General features: G+C 63.4%; 26 protein-coding genes. 11 read left to right on the top strand and 15 right to left on the bottom strand.

What is annotated here, in order from left to right; all coding sequences use genetic code 11:
- Position 1: 1 nt before the first annotated feature.
- From BG57_RS09500 to BG57_RS09485, 4 genes are read right to left on the bottom strand one after another with little or no spacing between them, the layout of a single operon-like run.
- Positions 2–973 (bottom strand): ABC transporter permease, encoded by a 972-nt coding sequence (locus tag BG57_RS09500; protein WP_035962556.1) that lies wholly within the window; start codon positions 971–973, stop codon positions 2–4.
- Complete coding sequence (locus tag BG57_RS09495; RefSeq protein ID WP_035962554.1) at positions 970–1,905, bottom strand: ABC transporter permease; 936 nt, start codon at positions 1,903–1,905, stop codon at positions 970–972. Before BG57_RS09495 ends, BG57_RS09500 begins: the two co-directional genes overlap by 4 nt.
- A complete protein-coding gene (locus BG57_RS09490; RefSeq protein WP_052005688.1) occupies positions 1,902–3,386 on the bottom strand; it encodes a sugar ABC transporter ATP-binding protein in 1,485 nt (494 codons plus the stop codon). The genes BG57_RS09495 and BG57_RS09490 overlap by 4 nt, the downstream gene beginning before the upstream one ends.
- A 48-nt stretch (positions 3,387–3,434) precedes the next feature.
- Positions 3,435–4,472, bottom strand: a complete 1,038-nt coding sequence (locus BG57_RS09485) for an ABC transporter substrate-binding protein (protein ID WP_035962552.1) — start codon at positions 4,470–4,472, stop codon at positions 3,435–3,437.
- A 439-nt stretch (positions 4,473–4,911) separates the two neighbouring features.
- Here BG57_RS09485 and budC point away from each other — a divergent pair, with 439 nt between their 5' ends.
- Both budC and BG57_RS09475 read left to right on the top strand, forming a co-directional pair.
- Positions 4,912–5,682 (top strand): meso-2,3-butanediol dehydrogenase, encoded by a 771-nt coding sequence (gene budC, locus BG57_RS09480; RefSeq protein ID WP_035962551.1) that lies wholly within the window; start codon positions 4,912–4,914, stop codon positions 5,680–5,682.
- Positions 5,683–5,744: 62 nt separating this feature from the next.
- On the top strand, positions 5,745–6,893 hold the full coding sequence (locus BG57_RS09475; RefSeq protein WP_052005687.1) for an SIR2 family protein: 1,149 nt from the start codon (positions 5,745–5,747) through the stop codon (positions 6,891–6,893).
- A gap of 35 nt (positions 6,894–6,928) precedes the next feature.
- On the opposite strand, the gene BG57_RS31150 is transcribed toward BG57_RS09475, so the two are convergent.
- Together BG57_RS31150 and BG57_RS09465 are read right to left on the bottom strand one after the other, a co-directional pair.
- Entirely contained in the window at positions 6,929–7,306 is a 378-nt protein-coding gene (locus BG57_RS31150; RefSeq protein ID WP_052005686.1) for a hypothetical protein, read from the bottom strand.
- The gene (locus BG57_RS09465; RefSeq protein WP_052005685.1) at positions 7,303–7,530 is read right to left on the bottom strand and encodes a hypothetical protein; all 228 of its coding nucleotides are present in this window, start codon (positions 7,528–7,530) and stop codon (positions 7,303–7,305) included. Before BG57_RS09465 ends, BG57_RS31150 begins: the two co-directional genes overlap by 4 nt.
- 111 nt (positions 7,531–7,641) lie before the next feature.
- Between BG57_RS09465 and BG57_RS09460 the strand changes: the two genes are divergently transcribed.
- Positions 7,642–8,235: a DUF3005 domain-containing protein gene (locus BG57_RS09460; RefSeq protein WP_308743664.1), complete on the top strand. Its 594-nt coding sequence runs from the start codon at positions 7,642–7,644 to the stop codon at positions 8,233–8,235.
- A gap of 7 nt (positions 8,236–8,242) precedes the next feature.
- Here the strand turns inward: BG57_RS09460 and gcvA are convergent, their stop codons facing one another.
- Entirely contained in the window at positions 8,243–9,133 is an 891-nt protein-coding gene (gene gcvA, locus BG57_RS09455; protein WP_035962550.1) for a transcriptional regulator GcvA, read from the bottom strand.
- A 102-nt stretch (positions 9,134–9,235) separates the two neighbouring features.
- Between gcvA and BG57_RS09450 the strand changes: the two genes are divergently transcribed.
- On the top strand, positions 9,236–10,078 hold the full coding sequence (locus tag BG57_RS09450) for a DMT family transporter (RefSeq protein WP_035962549.1): 843 nt from the start codon (positions 9,236–9,238) through the stop codon (positions 10,076–10,078).
- A 7-nt stretch (positions 10,079–10,085) separates the two neighbouring features.
- A complete protein-coding gene (locus BG57_RS09445) occupies positions 10,086–10,808 on the top strand; it encodes a sulfite exporter TauE/SafE family protein (protein WP_035962548.1) in 723 nt (240 codons plus the stop codon).
- Between the two features lie 65 nt (positions 10,809–10,873).
- On the opposite strand, the gene BG57_RS09440 is transcribed toward BG57_RS09445, so the two are convergent.
- The 5 genes from BG57_RS09440 to BG57_RS09420 form a co-directional block, all read right to left on the bottom strand.
- Positions 10,874–12,601, bottom strand: coding sequence for a tannase/feruloyl esterase family alpha/beta hydrolase (locus BG57_RS09440; protein WP_052005701.1), 1,728 nt, complete (start codon positions 12,599–12,601; stop codon positions 10,874–10,876).
- A 151-nt stretch (positions 12,602–12,752) separates the two neighbouring features.
- Entirely contained in the window at positions 12,753–13,694 is a 942-nt protein-coding gene (locus BG57_RS09435; protein WP_035962546.1) for an ABC transporter substrate-binding protein, read from the bottom strand.
- A gap of 57 nt (positions 13,695–13,751) precedes the next feature.
- Positions 13,752–14,795 (bottom strand): ABC transporter permease, encoded by a 1,044-nt coding sequence (locus tag BG57_RS09430; RefSeq protein WP_035962545.1) that lies wholly within the window; start codon positions 14,793–14,795, stop codon positions 13,752–13,754.
- Between the two features lie 16 nt (positions 14,796–14,811).
- Complete coding sequence (locus BG57_RS09425) at positions 14,812–16,323, bottom strand: sugar ABC transporter ATP-binding protein (RefSeq protein WP_035962543.1); 1,512 nt, start codon at positions 16,321–16,323, stop codon at positions 14,812–14,814.
- 96 nt (positions 16,324–16,419) lie between these two features.
- Entirely contained in the window at positions 16,420–17,181 is a 762-nt protein-coding gene (locus tag BG57_RS09420; RefSeq protein ID WP_035962541.1) for a GntR family transcriptional regulator, read from the bottom strand.
- A gap of 133 nt (positions 17,182–17,314) precedes the next feature.
- On the opposite strand from BG57_RS09420, the gene BG57_RS09415 reads away from it, so the two are divergent.
- Entirely contained in the window at positions 17,315–18,613 is a 1,299-nt protein-coding gene (locus tag BG57_RS09415) for an L-fuconate dehydratase (RefSeq protein WP_035962538.1), read from the top strand.
- A 41-nt stretch (positions 18,614–18,654) separates the two neighbouring features.
- On the opposite strand, the gene BG57_RS09410 is transcribed toward BG57_RS09415, so the two are convergent.
- From BG57_RS09410 to BG57_RS09400, 3 genes are all read right to left on the bottom strand, one after another.
- Complete coding sequence (locus BG57_RS09410) at positions 18,655–19,401, bottom strand: glucose 1-dehydrogenase (protein WP_035962735.1); 747 nt, start codon at positions 19,399–19,401, stop codon at positions 18,655–18,657.
- A gap of 492 nt (positions 19,402–19,893) precedes the next feature.
- Entirely contained in the window at positions 19,894–20,763 is an 870-nt protein-coding gene (locus BG57_RS09405) for an MBL fold metallo-hydrolase (RefSeq protein WP_035962537.1), read from the bottom strand.
- A 19-nt stretch (positions 20,764–20,782) separates the two neighbouring features.
- Positions 20,783–20,974 carry a hypothetical protein gene (locus BG57_RS09400; protein WP_035962536.1) on the bottom strand — a complete coding sequence of 64 codons (192 nt, stop codon included), beginning with the start codon at positions 20,972–20,974 and terminating at the stop codon, positions 20,783–20,785.
- A 179-nt stretch (positions 20,975–21,153) separates the two neighbouring features.
- Here BG57_RS09400 and BG57_RS09395 point away from each other — a divergent pair, with 179 nt between their 5' ends.
- From BG57_RS09395 to BG57_RS09375, 5 genes are all read left to right on the top strand, one after another.
- Entirely contained in the window at positions 21,154–21,945 is a 792-nt protein-coding gene (locus tag BG57_RS09395) for an OBAP family protein (protein WP_052005700.1), read from the top strand.
- A gap of 47 nt (positions 21,946–21,992) precedes the next feature.
- On the top strand, positions 21,993–22,202 hold the full coding sequence (locus BG57_RS09390; RefSeq protein ID WP_152562551.1) for a hypothetical protein: 210 nt from the start codon (positions 21,993–21,995) through the stop codon (positions 22,200–22,202).
- A 54-nt stretch (positions 22,203–22,256) separates the two neighbouring features.
- Complete coding sequence (locus tag BG57_RS09385) at positions 22,257–22,472, top strand: DUF2795 domain-containing protein (RefSeq protein WP_035962533.1); 216 nt, start codon at positions 22,257–22,259, stop codon at positions 22,470–22,472.
- A 61-nt stretch (positions 22,473–22,533) separates the two neighbouring features.
- Positions 22,534–22,986, top strand: coding sequence for a DUF3597 domain-containing protein (locus BG57_RS09380; protein ID WP_035962532.1), 453 nt, complete (start codon positions 22,534–22,536; stop codon positions 22,984–22,986).
- A 105-nt stretch (positions 22,987–23,091) separates the two neighbouring features.
- Positions 23,092–23,391, top strand: coding sequence for a DUF6723 family protein (locus BG57_RS09375; RefSeq protein ID WP_035962731.1), 300 nt, complete (start codon positions 23,092–23,094; stop codon positions 23,389–23,391).
- The last annotated feature ends 64 nt before the right edge of the window (positions 23,392–23,455 follow it).

Genomic DNA, 23,455 nt, shown 5'->3' with positions numbered 1-23,455 from the left:
TTCAACGCGCCGCCTTGCCGCCCGCCGCCACCGTCACCGCGATAATGAGCACGCCATAGACGATCGAACGCACGCCCGCATCCGCACCGACCGCGTTGAGGACGGCGTTGGTCAGAAACAGGAACATCGATGCGCCCCACACGCCGGCTATCGTCGCCTTGCCGCCGGCAACCAGCGTGCCGCCGATCACGACTACGGCAATCGAAATCAGCATGTACTCGACGCCCATATCGAGCGACGCCCCGCCCGATGTCGCCGCGATCAGTAGCGCCGTCAGCGACGCGATCATCGACGACATCACATAGGCGAGGCAGCGCGTGCGATGAACGTCCACGCCCGCGAGCCACGCGGCCCGCGCGTTCTGTCCGATTGCCGAAAGCCTGCGCCCATACACCGCGCGATGCAGCAGCACAGCCAGCGCAATCGACAACGCCAGCGCCACCAGCGCGATATACGGCACGTCGAGAAAGCGCCCGGTGGCGAACGCGCCGAGCCCGGGCGGCGGCGGCGGAAGCTGCCTGCCTTGCGTAATGGCGATCGACTGGATGATGAAGCTCGATGACAGCGTCGCGATGATCGGCGGAATGCGCAGCATGCGAATGAGCGCGTAATTCGCGAGCCCGATCGCGATGCCCACGCCGAGCGCCGCCGCTACGCCGACCACGATGTTCCCGTTCACGCCGCCCATCACGTGCATGCCGACGACGCCGGCGAGCGCAATCGTCGATGGCACCGACAAGTCGATATTGCCCACGCCCGAGGTGATGACGAGCATCTGCCCGAGCCCGACCAGCACCATGAACACGCCGTACGTCAGCGCCGTTTGCGCGACATTGCTCGCGATGCCGAAGCCGAAAATCGCGACGATGGCGAACCACACGAGCACCGCGCCGACGAAGGACCACGCCCACGGCGCCTGAATGGCCTTGATGCGCGACCACGCGCTTCCATTGTTGTCTGCGATGGTGTTCATCGGCGCTCTCCGCGTTGCAGCAGCACGCGCAACGACAAAACCACGATCAGGATCGCACCCTGCATACCGACCTGCCAGTCCGACGAAATATTAAGGAATGCGAGGAATGATGCGGCGAGCGTCAGCGTAATCGCGCCGAGCACCGCGCCGATCACGGAGACGCGCCCGCCCACGAATTCGCCGCCGCCGAGAATCACGGCCGCGATGGACAGCAACGTGTAACGCAACGCGAGGTTCGCGTCGGCGGAGGTCGTGAGGCCCAGCAGCGACAGGCCCGACAACACGCCGAATACGCCCGCGACGCCATATAACGTCGCCTTGCTGCGCACGAGCGACCAGCCGAAGCGGCGCATCGCGCGCGGATTGCCGCCCGCGCCACGCACGCGCACGCCCGCCGAGGAGCGCATCAGCAGCAAATGACCGATGATCGCGATCAACACCGACCACACGATGGGCGCCGCGATGAACGGCGTCTGATAGTTCATCGCCGCGCCGAGCCATGTGGGGCTCGTGCCGCCCGGCGATGGCAACAGCACGATGGCAAGCCCGCTCCACACGAAGGAAAGTCCAAGCGTCACGACGATCGACGGTATCTGCCGCAACTCGATCAGCGCGCCCACGGCCGCATAAGCCAGCACGCAGCCGGCGAGCGCGAGCGCGCCGAGCCACGGCGTCTTCACGAGCAGCGTCGCGCCGATGCATGCGACAAGACTCACGAACGGCCCGATGGAAAGATCGAGATCGTTGACGGTGATGATTGCAAGTTGCGCGAGCGTCGCGAGCACGATCGGCACGGCGAGATTCAACAGCAGGCTCGACCCGAAGTAGCTCATCACCGCGGGCTGCATGACGAGGATCGGTATCAGCACCGCGACGAGCGATATGGCGGGAAGCATCGCGCGCAAACGGGCTTGCGTGAAGGCGAGAGTCATGCTGCCTGCTCCTCGAAACTCGCCGCGAGCAACGCTTCTTCCGTGCATTCGTCGGCATGGAGCACGCGCGTGACGGCGGCCGAGCGGAACACGTAAGTGCGGTCGCAATGCGACAGTTCTTCGTTTTCGGTGGTGTACCAGATGAAGGTGCGGCCCTTCGCGGATTCATCGTGAACGAGTTGATAGATGTCCCGCTTCGTGCCGACGTCGACGCCGCGCGTGGGATCGTCCATCAGGATGAGATCGGCATCCGATGCGAGCGCCCGCGCGAACAGCACCTTCTGCTGGTTACCGCCCGATAGCGACAGAATGCCCGCGCTCATCGCCGCGCCGCGTATGCCGATCTTCAGGCGCCACGCTTCGACGACGGCCCGCGCCGCCGCGAGATCGACGAGACCGCGCCTGCGTGTCGCCCCGCCCGCGAGCCAGCGCACATCGAGATTCTGCGCGATGGACCAGATCGGAAAGACGCCGTCGCGGCCGCGATCCCCCGCTACGAAAGCCACTTTCGCGCGGCCCGGCCCACGGCGCGACGCGGCTTCATAGATCGCAAGCAACGCTTCGGTTTGTCCCTGGCCCGCGAGTCCCGCGAAGCCGACGACTTCACCACGCGCCGCTTCTATCGGCGTGTGACGCTTGACGCCCACGTTCCACCTGAAGTGCCGCTCGGTGCTGCGCGCGGCTTGCGATTGCGTCGCGCCCGGCGTCTTGTCCGCTTCGAGATGCTGCCCCATCGCCTGAATGATCGATGCGCGGCTCGACTGCGCACGCGGCAACACGCTGACGATGCCGCCATCGCGCATCACCATCACGCGGTCGGCCACGCGCTCGATCTCGCCGAGCATGTGCGTGATGAGCAGGCACGTGATGCCGCCCTGCGCCGCCTTGCTCACGAACGCGAGCAACTGCTCGGCGGTATGGGCATCGAGCGATGAGGTCGGCTCGTCGAGAATTACGAGACGCACGGGGGTATCGTTGACGGTGAAGCCTCGCGCGATCTCCACCATCTGCTGCTGCGTGAGCGTGAGATCCGAGACGAGTTCGTTGCCCTTCAAGCCGTTGCCCGGAAAGATTTCTTCGAGCTTCTCGCGCATGAGCCGCGTAGCCGTGCGCCGCCATCCACGGCCATGCAGTTGCGGATGGACGATGCACATGTTCTCCGCGACCGTCAGGTTCGCGCACAGCGACAACTCCTGAAACACGCAGCGCACGCCGGCTTCGCGTGCGGCGTTGGCGTCGTAATGCGGCGCGTCCCGGCCATCGACTTCGATGCGTCCCTGCGTCGGCGCATGCACGCCGGCCAGCACGGCCATCAGCGTCGATTTGCCCGCGCCGTTGTGCCCCGCAATGCCGACGCATTCGCCTCGCATGAACGCGAAGTCGATACCGTCGAGCGCGCGCACGCGCCCGAACGTCTTGCCGATGCCTTCGAAGCGAATCAACGCGTCATCGCCGGCAATCGTGTCTCCTGCTCCGCCCATTCACATGCTCCATGCGTGGCGTTAGATTGAAATGCTCAGTTATTCTGACTATTTTTTCTTGTCGAGCAGCGCGACCGTCTGCGGCAGCGTATAGGTGACGTCGCTGATGCCGCCCGGCGGGGTCGCCGCGAGCTTCGCCGGCAACTCCTGCTGCGTTATCTCCAGCAATGGCACGTTGATGGTCACGTCCTTCGGGATATTCTTGCCCGCGAGCACTTGCTGCGCGACCCAGAACGCGAACGTCACCGCACCCGGCGGATTCGACAGCGAGCGCGACTGATAGCCGTTCTTCGTCTGCTCGTTCCACCAGTTGAGCTCGGGATACGTGCTGCCGATGATCATCGGCGGTGCCGGGCGATTCGCCGCCTTGAACGCCTGCGCAATGCCGAACGACATCTCGCCTTCGGTCGCGACGCCATCGACTTGCGGCAGCGTCGGCAGGATGCCCGCAACGGCTTTCTGCGCGACCGATTGCGTCCAGTCGCCATTCACCGATCCGACGAGCTTCATGCCGGGGTACTTCTTCATTGCTTCGAGCACGCCTTCATGCATGAGGTTATCGACGGAAATGCCCGCGACGCCCCGCACTTCGAGGATATTGCCCTTGCCGTTCAGACGTTGCGCGAGATAGTCGACGCCCTGCGCCGCCCAGCCCTTGAAGTCGAAGTTCACGCGATACGCGCAAGGCTCATCGACGATGCCATCGAAGGACACGACCACGACGCCCGCCGCGCACGCCTTCTTGATCGTGCCGTTGAGCGCGGTCGGCGAGACGGCGTCGATAACGATTGCGTTATAGCCCTGCAAGATCAGGTTCTGCACCTGTTGCGCCTGCTCGGTGACCTGGTTTTCCGCGGTGGTGAAGGCGGGCGCGGCCGCGATCTTCTTGTCGGCAACGGCCTGTTGCGACACGCCGTTCCAGCTCTTCAGCATCGACTGACGCCACGCATTGCCCGCGAAGCTGTTCGACAACGCAATCTTCTTCTGCGACGTATCGCCGGTGGCGACCTGTGCATGCGCCGCGCCGGCGATCATGCATGACGCTGCGGCGAAGGCCATCGCCGCCTGTTTTGCTGAGCGGGACATCCGAGTCTCCTTATTATCGTGCTGCGTGTTTTTGTCGGTTCAATGCGTGCAGCGCGCGTGGCTAGGCGCGTGCTGTGTCAGTGCGAGCGATACGAAGCGCGCTGAAAGAATGACGTAATGGGCGAAGCAGTATGTGCGCGCTCGATGCGAACGCCGGAGCGGAAAGCCTGAAACGACATCGTCATGAGCATGCCTCTTTGGAGCGCATCAGCGAGGACGCCGACGCCTTGCTTTCAAACAGTTGCCTTCGGGACTGCCTTCAGTTGCATTGCGGTCAGGCCAATGAGAGTGGTCAGGCCAACGTACCGCCGAGGCAGTATAGCGATTGCCCTTGCGCGATGCAATTCGATTGTGACCGGTAACAGACCGGTACGTATGCCGCTTTTCGGTGGAACGAAACATGCAAACGCACATGTCCTGACAAACACTGGACAAGCACATGGACACCTTACGTTTCACATCCAAAGTGGTCATCGTGACGGGCGCTGGCTCCGGCATCGGCGAAGGCGCGGCGCGCCGGTTCGCTGCGGAAGGCGCGAACGTCGTGCTGGCCGGACGCACGCAAGAGAAACTCGAACGCGTCGCACGCGACCTCGATGCCGCGCGCACGCTGGTTCACGTTTGCGATGTCTCCCGCTATGACGACGCGGAGCAATTGATCGAAGCGAGCGTCGCGCGCTTCGGGCGCATCGACGTGCTCGTGAACAACGCGGGCGTCGCGCCGACGGGACGCATCGATGAAGCATCGCTCGAAAACTGGCGCGCGATCATGTCGACCGATCTCGACGGCGTCTTCTATTGCAGCCGCGCGGCCATCCGTCACCTCATCGCGGCTAAGGGAGCGATCGTCAATGTGTCGTCGGTGTCGGGGCTGGGCGGCGACTGGGGCATGAGTTTCTACAACGCGGCCAAGGGCGCGGTGACCAACTTCACGCGCGCGCTCGCGATGGATCACGGCCGCGACGGCGTGCGCGTGAACGCCGTCTGTCCGAGCCTGACCGCGAGCGATCTCACGCAAGACATGCTCGACGACGAGCCGCTCATGGCGAAGTTTCGCGAGCGCATTCCACTCGGCCGCGCCGCCCAGCCGGACGACATCGCCGCGGTCATTGCCTTTCTCGCCAGCGACGATGCGCGCTTCGTGACGGGCGTGAATCTGCCTGTCGACGGGGGCCTGAGCGCATCCAACGGCCAACCGCCGCAAGCATGAAACACGCGCCCCCGTGATTCGGTATGTCCATTGCTCGATTGTCCGGCAAGGAGGAATCGAGCATGGAGCTGGACTCGGCCGCGTGGTTCGGCAAGGCGTTCTCGGAGCTGTGCAGGAAGCAGCGGTCTGCCGCGACCACCATCACGTTCGTGCTGGGCGCGGGCTTCTCGAACTCATGGGACCCGCGCTATCCGACCGGCGCGGCGCTCTTCAATCTCGCCCATGACGACTGGACGGCGTGGTCGCCCATTCTTGCCGAATTCCTCACGATGATCGGCTTTCCTGCCGAACGCACGACGCTGGATCGCGAGCTGTTTCTCGACATCGTGTATCAGGTGGGCATGTTGAGAAAGTATCCGCCGATACGCAACCGCTTCGTCGACGACTCCTGTCTCGATGCGATCGAGCGCGAGCTGCGCTACATCGTGTATCGCAAATTCAACGATACTGCGCCGCCGCCGAAAATGCTGGATGGCCGCTTCCGGCTGGATACCACCGGCTCGCCGGAGAAAGACGCGATCCTCTCGCTTTTCTCGGTGCTGATGCATCCGTCTTGCGCGAACGCGGCGCATGGACCAGAACGCGCGCTGCAAGTGAGCTTCGTCACGACCAACTATGACTTCGTGATCGAAGCACTCGTCGATAGCGCGAATCCGCAGGAGCGGCATGCGTCGCGCAGGCTTTATCGCGGCATTACGCCCGTTTCGTGGTGCGGAGAAGATGCGTTGATCGCGGGGCACTTGCGACCGTCGGGCAATCTATTGAAGGTCAATGGCGGCTTCGATCTGGTCATGACGCACGAAGGCTTGCAAATCGATTATCGCGAGCGTGATGACGAAGCCGTGCGCCGTCATCCGCCGCAAATCATGCTGCCGTCACGCGCGCAAGACTACGATCAGCCCTATTTTCAGGCACTGTTTCCGAAGGCGGTGCGCTTGCTGCAGGAATCGCGCGTCGTGGTGCTGGTGGGTTACGGGTTTCCCGAAGAAGATGCGCTGCTGCGGCTTCTGCTTCGGCAGTTCGCGGAAGCGCCCGCCGATGGCCGGCAACGCGTGCTGCATTACGTCGATCTCGCCGACGAGCGTACGCAACTGGTTCGCGCACGCCGCGCGTTTCCGCACCTCGGACGCGATGGCGGCCTGGTCGTCAAGCCGTTCGAAGGCTCGTTCGGACAGTGGTGCAAGGACGTGCTGAAAAACCTGTCGATATGAAGAACGCGTGCTTACGACACGCGTAATTGCAACGCTTACCAGCCCTGCGAGCCGCCCGCGTCGTGCTTCGTGGCGGGCGACGGCTTGCCGCTTTGCGCGCCTGGCACGCCCGTGCCGCCCGTATCGCGGCTCGTGCCGCTGCCCGCGCCGCCCGTCGATACGGTCCCGTCCGGTTGTCCGTTCGGCGCGGCGTGGATGCGCGGTCCGTCTGTGGATGATCCTGCCGCAGCCCCGGCCTTCCCGCTCGCACCCGAGGGCAGCCCCGCGCCCTGTCCGCCGGACCCGCCGCCCGGGCAGCCCCCGCCGCCGCAGCCGAGGCCGCCGCCCGCCGCGTGGACGCTGCCCGCGAGCGCCAGCAGCGCGCCGGATATCGCCAGCTTGATAGTGTTCGCTTTCGTCGGCTTCCGGCTCACAGCGCCAGCGCCTCGTGCTCGTCGATCCACGCGATCGCGCTTTCTTTCGCGAAGGCCATCGCTTCGTTCTCGTCGACGAAGGACAGGCGAAACTCCATGTCGTGCGATTCCATCGCGTCGCCGTCGTTCGCGGTTGGCAGATAGATGCGCGCGTTGCCGACAATGCTTCCATCGTCGATGCTCGCCGATGTATGGATCGTGCATGACCGGTACTTGATTTCCATGACGTGCCTCCGCGCGGAATAGGAAAGATGCGCGACAACGCAGCATAAGCCGTGCCGCTCGCTTTACTGTCGGGCACGCTGCATGCATCGACGTGCTCAATCGACGAATCCATGAACAACAGTGAGGACGCAATGCAGAACGCAGAAGGAAACCCGTCACAGGCACAACAGAACGACATGGCGGCGAAAAGCCCGGTCAAAACGCCCGCCACCGGCACCTCTGGCCCTGACGCCGCCAAGCAGGCCGAAGAGTTCGGCAAGACGAAGCATGCCGGTTCGGCTGAACCCGGAGCGTCCGACGACAGCTCGCCGCTTCCTTCGTTCAACGAGTCCGCCGATCAGTCCGCCGCACGCGATTCGGGCGATCCGGTTCTGCGCGCGAAGGGCCGTATCCGTTCGGTCGATTCGGATGGCATGGAATCCACCGACGACACCGTCGATGCCGATGCAAAATCCATCGAAGCGCGCCGCGACGTGTCGGAATGGCATGACAACGTCATTTCGTCGAACGCGACGCTCGACAACAACGTGCCCGCGCCGGCGGCGGGGCTGGGCGGCATCGACAGCCGGCCAACCGGGAATGCGCCTTCGATCCTGCCGAAGGAGGGTTATCGCGTCGTCATGGGCGAAACGGAGTACGAGCAACAGCTCAATGGCTCGAAGACATCGCACGTGATCACGCTCGAGCGCAAAGAGGAAGTCTGAGCGTGCGTCAGGCACGTTGTCCTTCGCTTTCGAGCCACGCGCAGAACAGCTTCACCACTTCGTCGGCAGGCCGGTTCTCCGCTATGTACGTGCAATAGCTCCGCGATGGCAGGCGCGGACCTGCGAACGGCATCACGAGCCGGCCAGCCGCGAGATCGTCCGCGACGAGCGCGGTCGGTCCCATCGCGACGCCTATCCCGTCGATCGCGCCTTGCAGCGTCAGATAGAAGTGATCGAAGGTCACGACCGCCGCTGGCCGCAGCGCGGGAATCTTCGCCTTCGTCAGCCAGTCGGGCCACAGCCGCGGCAGGCTCGACGTATGGAGCAGCGTGTGACGATGCAAGTCATCGGGCGTGCGCAGCGGCATGCGTTCCATGAGCGCGGGACTGCATACGGGCAGCCGTTCTTCCGCGAGGAACGGGCGCATCGAATAGCCGTAGAACGTATCGGGGCCGCCGCGGATAACGACGTCGTAGCCTTCTTTCAAAGCTTCCAGCGGCTCGTTCGATGTATCGACCTTCACGTCGATGTCCGGATGCGCCGCGCGAAATTGGGCGAGCCTCGGCACCAGCCAGCGCAACGCGAATGTCGCGAGTGCGTTCACGGATAGCGTCCGGGGCACGGCTTTGGGAACGCCGTACCTCGCCGTCGCCTGTGCGAGTTGCTCGAACAACGGCCCGATTTCCGCAAGATATGCTTCGGCCGCGCCCGTCAGCACGACGCGCCGGTTCTTTCGCTCGAACAACGATGCGCCGAGCCATGCCTCCAGCAGACGCACTTGCTGACTCACCGCGCCCTGCGTGACGTGCAGTTCCGCCGCTGCATCCTTGAAGCTGCCGAGCCGGCCCGCCGCCTCGAAAGCACGCAACGCATTCAGTGAAGGCAGGTCTCTTTTCATTCGCAATAGAAAAACTCACGCATCGGGCCAATTTATCTGGTTTGTGTGGCGTTCACAAGATAGATATTCTTGCGCATATCTTGAACGTTCAGAGGAACCTGCATGTTCAGCTACACAGGCGGTGTCGTGCTGTTCGCCGCGCTGCTTCACGCAAGCTGGAACGCGATGCTGCACGGCAATCGCGACCGCTTCCTCTCGATGACATGGATGAGCATCGCGATTGCGGCGGTATCGTCGGTGGCGGTCATCGCGTTGCCCTTGCCCGCGGCTGCCGCGTGGCCCTGCATCGTCGCCTCGGGGCTCGTGCATATCGTCTATAACGTGAGCCTCGTGCGCTCGTATCGGCGAGGCGATCTCGCGCAGGCATACCCTATCGCGCGCGGCTCGTCGCCGCTGCTCGTCACGCTCGGCGCGGCGCTCTTCGCGCACGAGGCCATCGGGCCGCTGCATGCTTTCGGCATCGCGCTGATTTCCGGCGGAATCCTGGCGCTGGCGTTGCAGGGGCGGCATGTGTCGCGATCGAGCGCGCTCGCCGCGTTGACCACCGGCGTGACCATCGCGATCTATACGGTCATCGACGGCATCGGCGTGCGGGCATCGAACGGACAGGCGCTCGCCTACACCGCGTGGATGTTCCTCTTCTACTGGCTGATGCCGCTGCTCTTCGTGACGATGCGCGGGCTTCCCGCACTGTGGACGCCGATCCGCACCGCGCCCCTGGCCATCGGGTCGTCGCTGGCGGGCGGGCTCGTGTCGATCGCCGCGTACGGCATCGTCATATGGGCGATGCAAGCGGGCGCGATGGGCGCGGTATCGGCGTTGCGGGAAACGAGTGTCGTGTTCGCCGCGCTCATCGGCAGGGTGTTTCTGCGCGAGACGGTCAACGCGAAGCGCTGGTTCGCATGTCTGATCGTCGCGGCGGGCGCGGTGTGTCTCGGCTTATGAGGCTCGCATGGCTTATCTGATGGTTCTCACGGTCGGGCTGATGGCCGGCGTGTTGAGCGGCATCATCGGCACCGGTTCGTCGATGATGCTCATGCCCGTGCTCGTCATTCTCCATGGACCGCAACAGGCGGTGCCGATCATGGCGATTGCGTCGATACTCGGCAATCTCGGCAAGGTGCTTTCGTGGTGGCGGGAGATCGACTGGAAGGCGTGCTTCGCGTATGGCGTGACCGCGGTCCCCGGCGCGATGCTGGGCGTTCGCACGCTGCTGGCGCTGCCGTCGCGCACGGTCGATCTCGCGCTCGGCCTGTTCTTCGTGGCCATGATTCCCACGCGGCGATGGCTCGCCCGCCGGTCCATTCGCTTCTCGCTCTTTCAGCTCTCGCTCATTGGCGCGCTGGTCGGCTTCCTGACGGGCATCGTCGTATCGACCGGGCCGATCACGGTGCCCGTGTTCATGAACTATGGTCTCGTGAAAGGCGCCTTTCTCGCGACCGAAGCGGCCGGCTCATTGGCCGTGTACGGCGCGAAGGTCGCCACGTTCCGTGGATTGGGCGCGCTGCCGTCGAGCGTCGTCTTGCAAGGGCTCATCACCGGCGCATCCATCATGGCGGGGACGTTCTGTGCGCGCGGCATCGTCGCGAGGATGTCGGCGAATGCGTTCAGGCTCGTCGTCGATGCGCTGATGCTGTCGTCCGGATTGACGCTGCTCTGGGCCGCCAGCCGATAACAACGGCGATGCCACGGCTTCTCGCGTAGCCGTGGCATCGATGCATCGCTCAGTTCACTGCGAACTCACTGCGAAGCGCATGTAAAGCTGGACGCCACGTTCACATTGCCCGAACCGTTATAGCGCGGGAACGTCGGATACTCGCACAGCGGCCGCGTACGGCCCGGCACGCCCGCCGTATCCGCAACGGTCTGCGCAGGCGGCGTCGTGCCGCGTTCGACCCAGTTTTCCAGTGTCGTCAACGAGTCCCACGATGCGTTGAAGATCGTGCTGATCGAATGCCCGTAGCCGGGAATCTCGTAGTAGCGCACGAAGTTCGCAACCGTCGATGCACCCATCGTCTGCTGCAGCCGCACGTAATACTGCTCGGTCGATTGTGTGCTGACGAGGGCATCGGACATGCCGTGGGCCATCAGGATCTTGCCGCCCTTCTTGTTGAACGCGGACAGGTCCGTCTTGTTCACGTCCTGCTCGGCGGTCAGCGCACTGATGCGCGCCTGATAGGCGCCCGGGTTCTGCGGATCGACGTTGAGCGAATTGACGTTCGGATCGCGCGCCACGAAGTAGCGAATCCACTGGTCCCAGAAGACGCTGAAGTAAGGCGCGGTCGCCGGCATCGGGTTCGTCGGCTGCAGCAGGTTGAGCGCCAGCGCGGTGACGGTCGCCTGCGCCGGCGCCGTGTTCACGACGCCCAGATCCGCGCCCCACACGTTGAAGCCGGGATACTGCGTCTCGCCGCTCGCGAGCGGATACGCGAACGTGATCGGCGTTGCGTACACCTTGAGCGCGTTGATCTGCGCATCCGAGAGACAGGACAGACCCGTATCCGCGCCGCCCGGACAGCGCAGCGGTGCGCCGTTGAGCAAGGCCGTCGACGGATCGAAGGTCGCATTGCACGCGGGAATGTTGCTGATGAGCCCGTCGGCGACGCCGTCGAGTGCATCGCAGGTGGCCGTGGCTGAATCGAGCAGCGCCTTGCGCTTCAGCTGGCTCGGATACGCGCCCGGCTGCGCGAGCGCCCGCGTGATGCGGCCAAACTGCAGATCGAGCGTAGCCGCATTCCACGCCGGATAGAGCGCGATGATGCCGTCCCAGTCCTGCGGCCAGCGCTGCACGACCGCGAGCGCCTCGCGTCCACCCGACGATCCGCCCGCGAAGTACGCGCGCTTCGGCTTGTCCACCGCATAGCGTTTCGACAGGAGATAGACGGCGGTATCGCGCGTCTTCTTCAGCGCGTCGCCGGAGAAGTTGGCGACGGCTTCGTCGTTCGTGCCGAACGAGCCATCGCGACTGCCGAGCGCGCCGGCCTTATGACCCGAATCGCTGCTGAACACCGCATAGCCGCGCGCAAGCGGCGCAGGCTGCGTGGTCGGGCCGGCGGGAACGTTACCGGTCACGGATGGCACGGTGCCGTCGTATCCGCCGCCGCCGAACATCACGACCTTGCTGTTCCACTGCGTCGGCATGGCGACGCGGAAAGTAATCTTCGGCGCAGTCTGATCGACCGGCGCGATGGTGCCGTCGACCTGACAGTATTCGGGCGTCGCCGTGACGCCCGTCCCCGATGCCGCGACGGTCGTTGCCGCCGTGACGGTCGCGCCCGTCGTCTGCAGGCCGATGGCGCTCGCCGGCACCGCCATGCCCGCCAGTTGCGCGCAGGTCAAAGGCGTCGGCGAGGGCGATGGCGGACCGTCGTCGTCCCCGCCGTGACACGCGGCGAGCGCGAGCGCGGCGAGCGGTGCGGCGACGATGACACCACGATGTGCTAAAGAGCGGCCGAGTGCTTCTGGCATGTCCCCTTCCTCCATGTAGTTTGCTTCGCTATGTCGACGGTTGTCACCCGACGCCCCGCTCGCGGCCTGCTGCGGCATCGGCGTGACACATCGTCGTCGCGGCGCATGGAGAAAGTCAATTGGGGTGTTTACTTCACCCGGCCACCCCCGATCAGTCGTAAAGCACGGCTGCGATCTTCGGGTCGTTCATGTTGCTCTTGTCGTACCAGTAGAAGCCGGTATCGACCTTCTTCGGCAGCTTCTCGCCCTTCAGCGCCTTGGCTGCCGAATCCACGACGCATTTACCGATGCCGATCGGGTTCTGCGTGATCGCGCCCAACATCAGGCCGTTGGTGATGTCCGCCTTCTGTTCCTTGCCCGAGTCGTAGCCGATCAGCACGAGCTTCTTGCCCGACTCCTTCACGCCGATCGCCGCGCCCGCAGCCGACCCTTCGTTCGCACCGAAGATGCCCTTGATGTTGGGATTGCCCTGGATCATCGCCTTGGCGATCTCGGCCGACTTCAGATGGTCGCCGGCGCCGTACTGCACCGATACGATCTTGATGTTCGGATGCTTCGACTTCATCTGATTCAGGAAGCCATCGCGACGATCGATGCCCGTGCGGCTCGTCTGGTCGTGCACGATCACGCCGACTTCGCCCGCATTGCCGATGGCGTCGGCCATCTTGTCGGCGGCGAGCGCGGCGGCGGCGAGATTGTCGGTGGCGCACGTCGTGAGCGGAACGTCGCCATCGACGCCCGAGTCGAACGCGATGATCGGAATCTTGTTGTTCTGCGCGCGCTTGAGCAGCGGAATCGCGGCTTTGCTGTCGAGCGCGGCGATGCCGATCGCTTGCGGCTTCTTCGCGAGCGCGGCGGACAGCATGTCGATCTGCTTGTCGACCATCGCTTCGGTTTCAGGGCCTTCGAAGCTGATGCGGATCTTCTGTTCCTTCGCCGCCTGCTCGGCGCCGGACTTCACCGCCTGCCAGAACTGATGCTGGAAGCCTTTGGAAATGAGCGGCACATACGGCTCGTCCGCATGCGCGGCGCCCGTTGCGGTCGCGAGTGCGGATACACCAATCAGGACACCGATGATTCTTCTTTTGAACATGTTGCGTCTCCTCCTAGGGTTTGTATCGCTTCTTACCAGATGATCTTCGCGCAGTTCTCAGCGCTTCCTGCGCCGCAGGATGTCCGCATACACGGCGAGAATGATGATGAGGCCGGTCACGACGATCTGCCATTCCTGCGCCACCGACATGATGCGCAATCCATTGGTCAGCACGCTCATGATGAACGCGCCGATGATGGTGCCGAGAATCGTCCCCGCGCCGCCGCTCAGCGACGTGCCGCCGATCACGACCGCCGCGATCGCGTCCAGCTCGTAGCCTTGACCGAGCGCCGGCTGCGCCGAGTTGAGCCGCGACGCGATCAAAAGGCCCGCGACGCCGCAGATCGCGCCGCCGAGGCCATAGATCGCGATCTTCCAGCGGTCCACGTTCACGCCCGAGAGCCGCACCGCTTCCTCGTTGCTGCCGAGCGCGAACGTATAGCGGCCGAGCGCCGTGCGATTCAGCGTGATGGAACTCGCAATCGCGATGACGAAGAGAATCAGCACCGCATTCGGAATCGGCACGCTCGGGAAGAAATAGCCGATCAGCGAGTCCTGCGAAATCATGTAGAAGTTTTCAGTGTCGGTGAAGTAGATCGGCTTGTTCGTCGACACGACGAGCGACAATCCCTTCAGCAACATCATCATGCCGAGCGTCGCGATGAAGGGCGGTATCTTCATCTTCGCGGTCAGCGTGCCGGAGATGGTGCCGCACAGCGCGCCCGTTGCGATGGCCGCGACGATGCCGAGCCACATCGGCAGATGCCAGTACGTGAGAAACACGCCGCATATGACGGCGGTGAAGGTCATCAGCGTACCCACAGACAAGTCGATGCCCCCCGTGATGATCACGAAGGTCGACGCAATGGCGAGCACGCCGTTGACCGCCGTCGCCTGCAGGATGCCGAGGATGTTGTCCGTCTGCATGAACGCGGGCGAAGCGAAGCTGAAGAACACGAGCAGCAGGATCAGGCTCGCGAAGGCGAGCAGCTTTTGCAGCGCGGTCGGCGTGAAGAGGCGGCCGCGCAGGCCGCCCGCGCGTCGCTCGCCTGCAAGCGCGGCGCTTTCGGATGGCTGGGAAGGCTGCGATGGCTGGTTCATGGTCGGTCCTCGCGGCTCATGCCGCTTGCAGGGTGGGACGACGCGTCGCGAGCTGCATGATGCGCTCTTGCGTCGCTTCGCTAGCGGAAAGTTCGCCGGTGATGCGCCCTTCGCACATCACGACGATACGGTCACTCATGCGCAGAATCTCCGGCAGTTCGGAGGAGATCATCACGATCGCCTTGCCTTGTGCCGCGAGCGAGCGCAGCAGCCGATAGATTTCGCTCTTCGCGCCGACATCGATGCCGCGAGTGGGTTCGTCGAAGAACAGCACGTCGCAATCGCGTTCGAGCCATTTGGCGATGACGATCTTCTGCTGGTTGCCGCCCGAGAGCAGCCGCACCGGTTGCGTGGGCGACGGCGTTCTGATCGCCAGCAGCTTGATGAAGTGCGACGCCGACTTGCGTATACGCCCGCGCCGCAGGAACATGCCCGCCCAAAGGAATTTGCCGAGGTCCGACATGACGATGTTCGATTCGACATCCATGCCCGTCGCGAGGCCGAAGCGCTTGCGATCCTCCGACAGATAGCCGATGCCGCGCGTCACCGCATCGCTCGGCCTTCTGATGCTGGCCTTCGCGCCCTTCACGTAGATTTCGCCGGACTCGATCGGATCGGCCCCGAACACCGCGCGCGCCACCTCGGTGCGGCCCGCGCCCATGAGACCGGCGAAGCCCAGGATCTCGCCCTTGCGAAGCGTGAAGCTCACGTCGCGCACGAGCGGTCCCGCGTTGAGATGCCTGACGTCGAGCGCGACATCGCCCTGTTCGGAACCGCCGAGGAAGGACGTCAGATCGGTCAGCGTGCGGCCCACCATCATGCCGATGATCGTCTCCACGCTCGTCTCGCGCGTGCCGACGGTGGCGACATATTCGCCGTCGCGCAGCACGGTCACGCGATCCGATATCTGTTCGAGCTCGTCCATCTTGTGCGAGATATAGACGATGCCGACGCCGCGCTCCTTCAGTTGCCGGATGATGCGAAAGAGTTCGGCAATCTCGGCATCGTTGAGCGCGGAAGTCGGCTCGTCCATGATGAGCACGCGCGAATCGAACGACAACGCCTTCGCGATTTCCACCATCTGCTGGCTCGCGACCGTGAGCGTGTCGACCACCGTACGCGGGTCGAGATTGACGTGCATGCGCGCGAGGATGTCGTGCGCCGCGCGATTGAGCTTGTCCTCGTCGAGGAGGAGGCCCATCAGCTTGCGCGGCTCGCGGCCGATGAAGATGTTCTGCGCGACGGTCAGATGATTCATCAGATGCAGTTCCTGATGAATGATGCCGATGCCGAGCGCCTGCGCCTCACGCGGACTGGTGAATTCGACGGGCTTGCCGTCGACGGACATTTCGCCTGAATCGCGGCTGTACACGCCGGCGAGAATCTTCATCAGCGTGGACTTGCCCGCGCCGTTCTCGCCCATGAGCGCATGGACTTCGCCCGGCATGAGTTCGAACTGAACTTCATGCAGTGCGCGCACGCCTGGAAAACTTTTGCTGAGCTTGCTGACGGAAATGAGCGGAGTCATGGAGTCCTGTTTCAAGAGGTTCGATACTGTGCGTCGATACCGCTGAACATCCACCTGCCACTGCCACTGCTGTTATTGCTTTTGCTTTTGCTATTGCTATTGCTCGAAGAGGTCCGGCCTCTTTGCGGCAGAGCGATGCAGTTCCGCCACCACCTGATCGAGATGGTCGTGCATCGCCTTGGCGGCGGCATCGGCTTCGCCGTTTCGTATCGCTTCGAAGATGCGTTCGTGTTCCGCGAGCGTATGAACGAGCCGCTCCGGACTGGCGAGAATCTGCCGCGCACGATCCAGCGCGTTGCGCGATACCGCGACGATTTCCTTTACACGCGGCAACGCGATAGCATCGAGAAGAATCTCGTGAAATGCGAGGTCCAGCGCGTGAAACGCGAGGCGCTGATCATTCGCGACCGCCGCGCGTTGCTGCTCCAGATTGCTGCTCAGTGAATCGAGCGTGGCGGGCGCGAGATGAAGCGCCACGCCGCGCACCGTTTCGACTTCCAGCGCACTACGGATAAACAAATGCTGATGAATGTCGCGCAGCGCGATGGGCTTCACCCGCGTGCCGCGCTGCGGCAAGACTTCGACGAGACCCGCGTGTTCGAGCCGCGCCAGCGCCGCCGAAACTGGAAAACGCGAGACGCCCATGCGCTCGCAGACCGCGATCTTGTCGATCATCATTCCCGGTTCCAGCGCCAGCGTGACGATGGCTTCGCGCAAGGCTTCCTCGACCGCGTCGGTCAGGCTGCCCCGCTGCGCGCCGCCGTCGATCTTGTGCAGTGCGTCATACGGAGTACTCATAGTGTTCGTATCGGACGAAGTACTCACAGGGCGCTTGATTTCCGATGAAGATGCTAGCATGCTAGAAAGCAGATTCGATGTTGTCAACGCGTGCAAATGCCTAGTCGTCGTTAAACGCTTATGACGTCATCGAAACTCATTGGTGTTTTCCCGCAGACCGAAGTCGATCGCCATCGCCCCGGAGGGCGCCCTGATGACCACGATCACCAAACTGTCCGTTCGGGACATTCGCTTTCCCACGTCGCGCTCGCTCGATGGCTCGGACGCCATGAACGCCGCGCCGGACTATTCCGCCACCTACGTCACGCTCGAAACGGATTCTTCATCCGGGCTGACGGGACACGGCCTCACCTTCACCATCGGACGCGGCAACGAGATATGCGTCGCGGCCGTCCATGCGCTGACGCCGCTCATCGTCGGCAAGACGCTCGAGGACATCACCGCGAACATGGGCGCGTTCTGGCGCGCGTTCACATCGGACAGTCAGTTGCGCTGGATCGGCCCGGACAAGGGCGCGATTCATCTTGCGACCGCGGCAGTCGTCAACGCGGTGTGGGACTTGTGGGCGAAGGCGGAAGGCAAGCCGGTGTGGAAGCTGCTCGCCGACATGACGCCGGAACAACTCGTGCGGTGTCTGGACTTCCGCTACGTGACCGATGCGATCACGCCGTATGAGGCCATCGCGATACTGAATCGTCATGTGAAGACGCGCGGCGAGCGCGAGAAGGAAATGCTGGATCGCGGTTATCCGGCTTACACGACATCGGCGGGATGGCTCGGCTACGACGACGACAAGATTCGCCGGCTCGCACGCGAAGGCGTCGCGCAGGGCTGGACGCATTTCAAGCAGAAGGTCGGCGGCAATCTGGAAGAAGACGTGCGGCGTGCGCGCATTCTTCGCGAAGAGATCGGCCCGGATGCGAAGCTGATGATGGATGCGAACCAGGTATGGGACGTCGATGAAGCCGTCGCCAACATGCGGCGTCTCGCGGAGTTCGATCCCTGGTGGATCGAAGAACCCACGAGTCCCGACGATGTCCTCGGCCATGCCGCAATACGTCGGAGGCTCGGTTCGATCGGCGTCGCCACGGGCGAGCATTGCCAGAACCGCGTGATGTTCAAGCAGTTGTTGCAGGCCGAAGCCATCGACTTCTGTCAGATCGACAGTTGCCGTCTCGGCGGGCTGAACGAAGTGCTCATCGTGCTGCTGATGGCCGCCAAGTTCGGCGTGCCGGTGTGTCCGCACGCGGGCGGTGTCGGGCTATGCGAGTACGTGCAGCACATCTCGCTGTTCGATTACATCTGCGTATCCGGATCGCTCGACAATCGCGTGCTCGAATACGTCGATCATCTGCACGAGCATTTCGTCGATCCCGTCGTGATCCGCAACGGCCGGTACATGCCGCCGCAACAGCCGGGCTATAGCATCGAAATGAAAGCGGCCTCGCTCGACCGGCATGTGTATCCGGATGGCGAGGCCTGGCGTTCGTGAACGCCTGCCCGGCGTTTCGACGGCCGGGCATGTCTTTGCGATCAGCGCAGCCCGCCGCTCGCGATGATGCTTTCGCCGGTCAGCCAGCGTGCATCGTCCGATGCGAGGAACACCGCGACGGATGCGATGTCGTCCGGCTGACCCAGGCGGCCTAGCGGCGTCTGGCCGACGATCGCGGTATCCATCTCCGAACCGATGATGCCCGCCGTGTTCGTGCCTTCGGTCACGACCATGCCGGGGTTGATCGAGTTCACGCGGATCTTCTTCGGACCGAGTTCGCGGGCCAGCGCGCCGGTGATCGCGTCGACCGCGCCTTTGGTGCCGCTATACACGGCGCTGGCGGGCGGCGTGATACGGCTTACGACCGAACTCACGTTGATGATGCTCGCGCCTTCGCCGAGATGCTTCGCGGCGGCTTGCGTCACGAGCAACACGCCGAGCACGTTCACATTGAACTGCTTGTGGAAGTGCTCTTCGGTGATTTCTTCGATCGTCGAGAACTCGTAGATGCCCGAGTTGTTCACGACGATATCGAGCCGGCCATACGTCTCCACGGCGGCATTCACGATGCCTTGCGCATCCGCCGCTTTCGACACATCACCGCCGACAGCGATCGCGCGTCCCTTCGCTGCGGTGATGTCGGCCACGACCGCATCTGCGCCGGCCTTGCTGCTCGAATAATTCACCACGACCGAAGCGCCTTCCGCTGCGAGCTTTCTGGCGATTGCAGCGCCAATACCCTTCGATGCTCCCGTCACGACGGCGACCTTCCCTGCGAGCTTGCTCATCATCGTTTCCTTTCAAAGATTGTTTGCGGCGGTTCATCGGATGAACCGATCTGCTAAGCGCAAATGTAGACAGGTCGATCGTTCGGATAAAGCGGCTCAAAGCGAATTGACTGGCGGGGAATCGCGAACAATCAAGGATTCTCTGTAAGCGCCCGCTTCAAAGCACTTGGTCGCAGGTCCGCGAGGAAGCCACCGCGGTTCGGCATCTTCACGAACGATGTGGTTCAGAGACCGCACACACTCGCTCACGGCATGGATTTCGTCCGCCGACAGCGACTGCCGCGCTTTAGGCGACCATGCCGGCCGCGCCAGCCGAAAGCTTGCGCATGGCCTCGCGCCGCCCTTGCTTCATATGGAATCCGAATTGATTGCGTTAGCTTCCAGATTAGCGATCGCCAGCGTCGCCACAGAGCGCAGGCGCATCATTCTAGTGAGCGGACGTTCGTCCGCTAACCAACGAGGATTCATATCGTTATGAAGAAGGCCGTGCGTTCAGCAGACCAGCAACTGCTCGGCAGGAATGCCCGGCGAACGGCCTGCGAGCTTTTCGAATTCGAACGGATCGTGACTGCAAAAGACGGTCAACCCGGAGCCCGCGCTTCGGCATAGCTCGCGCAAACGCGCCTGATTCTGCAAACGCGCCGCGCGATCCTTCTCCATCATCCATTGATAGAACGCGAGGCCCGGCGTGCAACGCGGGCGGTCCCAATCCATCTCGGTATGGAAGAAGTAGGCGTCGGCAGCGAGCAGCAGCCATCCGGCGCCGTCCTTGCGCACCGCGATGCCCGCGTGCCCGAACGTATGGCCAGGCAGCGGCACGAGCGCGATGTCGTCGGCGAAACCGGGCAGCGGACGGACCGAGTCCAAGCCGCGCCACTTCTCGCCGCCTCCGCGATGCACCGTCCAGTTGCCGCGCGTCGACCATTGCTGCGGGCGAAAGCGCTGCCGGTCGAGCCACGTCTTCTGCGCGAGCGCATAGTCGCGCTCGATCTCCAGCATATGAACGGTCGCGTGCGGAAAGTCGTCGAGACCGCCTGCGTGATCGAAGTCGAGGTGACTCATCAGGATGTGGCGCACATCGCTCGCCTTGAAGCCCAGGCGCTCGATCTGCCGCACCGCCGTCATTTCCTCGCGGAAGTCCGGCTTCAGCATGAAAAGAAAGAACGTGCTCAGACGGCTCCGCGGATTCGCGACGTCTCGAAGGCCGAAGCCTGTATCGACGAGCACGAGGCCATCGTTCGTTTCGACGAGCAGACAGTGGCACGTGAGTTCGCCGCGGCGCAACAGGCTCGGCGTGCGGCCGTCGAACAGCTTGCCGCCGAGCGGACAACTCGATATGCAGTTGAGGTGGTGAACGCGCATGAAAGCCGCTCGCGCGCGTTCAGGACTTGTCGCCGTCGGCCGGCTTCACTTCCGACAGATCGTCCGCCCTCACCTCGGCCTCGCGCACGGTCGTGCCTTCGTCATCGGTCTCGGAGACATCGGTCGTGAAGGTTTCGTCGCTGCCGGTTTGCGCTTCGTCGTCGGCGTTCTGCGATGCGTCCGGTTTGCCGTTCTGGGGTGACGTGCTCATGATTCGCTCCTGATGACGTAGGTGGAAGGACGGGATGCGGCGCCATGAGGTCTGGAAATCCGCACGCTGATGGTCAAAGCAATCGCAGTGCCGCGCAATCCAGAGCCCGCGAGCGCCCCGGCGGAACACTTATTGCTGCCCGACTGACGAAGCGAATGCTTGATGAAAGGGAGGCATGGATGACGAACCGGCGTGTGCTGTCGAACGAATCCGACTCATTGATGCCGCTTGCCGCGGGCATGGTGGCGGGCCTTGCGGCGGCTGCGGGGCTGTTGATCGGCCGCCGCGTGAGCGCGCTCGCTCGCACGGGCGAAGGTCACTCGGCGAAGCATCGTCTGCTCGATCTGGCATCGGGCGTGATGCAGCCGAAGTATCCGCTCGCGGCGATGAGCACCTGGCTCAACGGCTTCCATATGTATGCGGACGACATGGGCCGTCAGGTCGAAGCGCACCACTTCTGCATTCATCTGAAACATGACCTGCATCAATGCGTGATCTTCGATTCGAACCGGCCGGATGCGCGGCTCATCGGCATCGAATACATCATTTCGGAAGAGCGCTTCCGGCAGCTGCCCGAGGAAGAGAAGCGCCTGTGGCATAGCCATCATTACGAGGTGAAGTCGGGCACTCTCGTTGCGCCGGGCATCCCGGAGATGGCGGAGCGCGCGTATTTCAACGATCTCGTTTCCACGTACGGAAAGACCTTCCACACGTGGCAGATCGACCGCGACGACTTTCCGTATGGCCCGCCGCAACTGATGATGGGCTTCACGCAGGACGGCCAGCTCGATGAGTCGATGCTCGCTGCGCGCGATGCGCGTCTCGGCGTCTCGTGGGAAGACCGCAGGCGCAAGCGTTACGACATACCCGTGCCCGACATCGTGCCGGGTGCGAACGCGTGGGAAAGCGGCACCTCAGTGCAGACGACGCTCATGGACGTCCCGTTCCGGGACCGGCGCGACGCGTCGTGAGCATCCAAACGCAGTCCAAAGCCATAACGGAGGAAGGACAAATGCGCATGAATTCCATCACCCGCATCGCAGTACTCGGTGCAGTCGTCGCGGCGATGTCGCTCACTGCCGGCTGCAAGCGCGGCTCGGATAGCGCGGGCGCAGGCGGCGCGGCAAGCGACACGTCCGCGGCATCGGCGCCCATGGCATCGGCGCCCGCGGCAACGAGCTTCCCTGCGACCGCCGCCAGCGACGCACCCGCCGGCGCGAGCCAGTAAGCGGAGCGGCATCGCGCGGGCGCCGTTCGAATCATCATCTCAAGGAGAAACGCGATGGCCAAAGACGAGTCCAGCGGCTCGAACAACATGTTCATCGAGATGCAAAAGGCGCTCAAGGGAATCGACTATCCCGCGGACAAACAGACGCTCCTCGACACCGCGCGCAGCAACGGCGCGAGCGAGGAAGTGACCAACGCGCTCGATGCGCTGCCGGAGCAGGAGTACGACAGCCCCGCGGCCGTATCGAAAGCGGTTGGCCAGGAAGAGTGACGGTCTTTCCATCACCTGCAATGCGCGGACTTCGCGCTGCTTCAATCACAGAGGGAACACAATGAGCATTTTCTCGACCATCCTGAACAAGATTTTCCCGCATGACCATCCGGCCGCGACGACATCCGGTGCGGCCACGCCGCCGGCGGCATCGAACGCGGCAGGCGGCGCGGCGGCGGCGACGCAGGCCAATCCATCGGCTGCGCCGGCAACGTCCGGCACCGAACCGGCGCGTCCTCCCGTCACGCCGATGCCCGAAGTCGACGTCGAAGCGATCCTTGTTCAGAAACAGCAGCAGAACGGCGCGAACCTCAACTGGCGCACGTCGATCGTCGATCTAATGAAGCTGCTCGACCTCGACAGCAGTCTTCAGGCGCGCAAGGAGCTCGCCATTGAGCTGCACTACACCGGCAACACGGACGACTCGGCTTCGATGAACATCTGGCTGCACAAGGAAGTCATGAAGAAGCTCGCGGAGAACGGCGGCAAGGTTCCCGACGATCTCAAAAACTAACGCAGGAATCGCCATGACCGGTTCTATCGTGCGATCGGCGGCGGAGAGGTTCGGCACGCTACGTGCTGAAACTTTGCGCCGTTTCCCCCGAGGGATGTGATCGCCATGAAAGAACCGGTCTCGCGTCGCGCGAAACTTGTCCTGTTTCCCTGGAAGAAGAACGTGTCGGCCAAACCCGGCCTCACAGACGATGACTACGCGATCTACGCGTCTTATCGGCCGCATGTCAGCGGCGCGTTCGTCGGCACACTGAAGGTCGTCCGCCTGACCGACGGACGCCTCCTTTATCCCTTCGACGGCGCCGAAGAGATCGGCCCGTTCACGCTCAAGGACGACGCAAAAAACGCGGCGCAAGCGCGCGGCAAGGAAATCGTCGAGGCCGACCTGCGCATGCCGGAACTGTGATCGCGGTCCGGCTTAGAGCTAAATTGCTGCACCGCACCTTGCCTAGCGCGGCTCCTTCTTGCCG

The sequence above is a fragment of the Caballeronia grimmiae genome, assembly GCF_000698555.1.
GTDB lineage: Bacteria > Pseudomonadota > Gammaproteobacteria > Burkholderiales > Burkholderiaceae > Caballeronia > Caballeronia grimmiae.
Note: the sequence above shows the minus strand (reverse complement) of the source record. Positions and strands in the feature narration are given on the sequence as shown.

What these genes read in the sequence shown, in the direction of transcription:
- BG57_RS09500 (WP_035962556.1), bottom strand. Translation starts at nt 973, where the DNA reads ATGAACACCATCGCAGACAACAATGGAAGCGCGTGGTCGCGCATCAAG.
- BG57_RS09495 (WP_035962554.1), bottom strand. Translation starts at nt 1,905, where the DNA reads ATGACTCTCGCCTTCACGCAAGCCCGTTTGCGCGCGATGCTTCCCGCC.
- BG57_RS09490 (WP_052005688.1), bottom strand. Translation starts at nt 3,386, where the DNA reads ATGGGCGGAGCAGGAGACACGATTGCCGGCGATGACGCGTTGATTCGC.
- BG57_RS09485 (WP_035962552.1), bottom strand. Translation starts at nt 4,472, where the DNA reads ATGTCCCGCTCAGCAAAACAGGCGGCGATGGCCTTCGCCGCAGCGTCA.
- budC (WP_035962551.1), top strand. Translation starts at nt 4,912, where the DNA reads ATGGACACCTTACGTTTCACATCCAAAGTGGTCATCGTGACGGGCGCT.
- BG57_RS09475 (WP_052005687.1), top strand. Translation starts at nt 5,745, where the DNA reads ATGGAGCTGGACTCGGCCGCGTGGTTCGGCAAGGCGTTCTCGGAGCTG.
- BG57_RS09465 (WP_052005685.1), bottom strand. Translation starts at nt 7,530, where the DNA reads ATGGAAATCAAGTACCGGTCATGCACGATCCATACATCGGCGAGCATC.
- BG57_RS09460 (WP_308743664.1), top strand. Translation starts at nt 7,642, where the DNA reads ATGAACAACAGTGAGGACGCAATGCAGAACGCAGAAGGAAACCCGTCA.
- gcvA (WP_035962550.1), bottom strand. Translation starts at nt 9,133, where the DNA reads ATGAAAAGAGACCTGCCTTCACTGAATGCGTTGCGTGCTTTCGAGGCG.
- BG57_RS09450 (WP_035962549.1), top strand. Translation starts at nt 9,236, where the DNA reads ATGTTCAGCTACACAGGCGGTGTCGTGCTGTTCGCCGCGCTGCTTCAC.
- BG57_RS09445 (WP_035962548.1), top strand. Translation starts at nt 10,086, where the DNA reads ATGGCTTATCTGATGGTTCTCACGGTCGGGCTGATGGCCGGCGTGTTG.
- BG57_RS09440 (WP_052005701.1), bottom strand. Translation starts at nt 12,601, where the DNA reads ATGCCAGAAGCACTCGGCCGCTCTTTAGCACATCGTGGTGTCATCGTC.
- BG57_RS09435 (WP_035962546.1), bottom strand. Translation starts at nt 13,694, where the DNA reads ATGTTCAAAAGAAGAATCATCGGTGTCCTGATTGGTGTATCCGCACTC.
- BG57_RS09430 (WP_035962545.1), bottom strand. Translation starts at nt 14,795, where the DNA reads ATGAACCAGCCATCGCAGCCTTCCCAGCCATCCGAAAGCGCCGCGCTT.
- BG57_RS09425 (WP_035962543.1), bottom strand. Translation starts at nt 16,323, where the DNA reads ATGACTCCGCTCATTTCCGTCAGCAAGCTCAGCAAAAGTTTTCCAGGC.
- BG57_RS09420 (WP_035962541.1), bottom strand. Translation starts at nt 17,181, where the DNA reads ATGCTAGCATCTTCATCGGAAATCAAGCGCCCTGTGAGTACTTCGTCC.
- BG57_RS09415 (WP_035962538.1), top strand. Translation starts at nt 17,315, where the DNA reads ATGACCACGATCACCAAACTGTCCGTTCGGGACATTCGCTTTCCCACG.
- BG57_RS09410 (WP_035962735.1), bottom strand. Translation starts at nt 19,401, where the DNA reads ATGAGCAAGCTCGCAGGGAAGGTCGCCGTCGTGACGGGAGCATCGAAG.
- BG57_RS09405 (WP_035962537.1), bottom strand. Translation starts at nt 20,763, where the DNA reads ATGCGCGTTCACCACCTCAACTGCATATCGAGTTGTCCGCTCGGCGGC.
- BG57_RS09400 (WP_035962536.1), bottom strand. Translation starts at nt 20,974, where the DNA reads ATGAGCACGTCACCCCAGAACGGCAAACCGGACGCATCGCAGAACGCC.
- BG57_RS09395 (WP_052005700.1), top strand. Translation starts at nt 21,154, where the DNA reads ATGACGAACCGGCGTGTGCTGTCGAACGAATCCGACTCATTGATGCCG.
- BG57_RS09390 (WP_152562551.1), top strand. Translation starts at nt 21,993, where the DNA reads ATGAATTCCATCACCCGCATCGCAGTACTCGGTGCAGTCGTCGCGGCG.
- BG57_RS09385 (WP_035962533.1), top strand. Translation starts at nt 22,257, where the DNA reads ATGGCCAAAGACGAGTCCAGCGGCTCGAACAACATGTTCATCGAGATG.
- BG57_RS09380 (WP_035962532.1), top strand. Translation starts at nt 22,534, where the DNA reads ATGAGCATTTTCTCGACCATCCTGAACAAGATTTTCCCGCATGACCAT.
- BG57_RS09375 (WP_035962731.1), top strand. Translation starts at nt 23,092, where the DNA reads ATGAAAGAACCGGTCTCGCGTCGCGCGAAACTTGTCCTGTTTCCCTGG.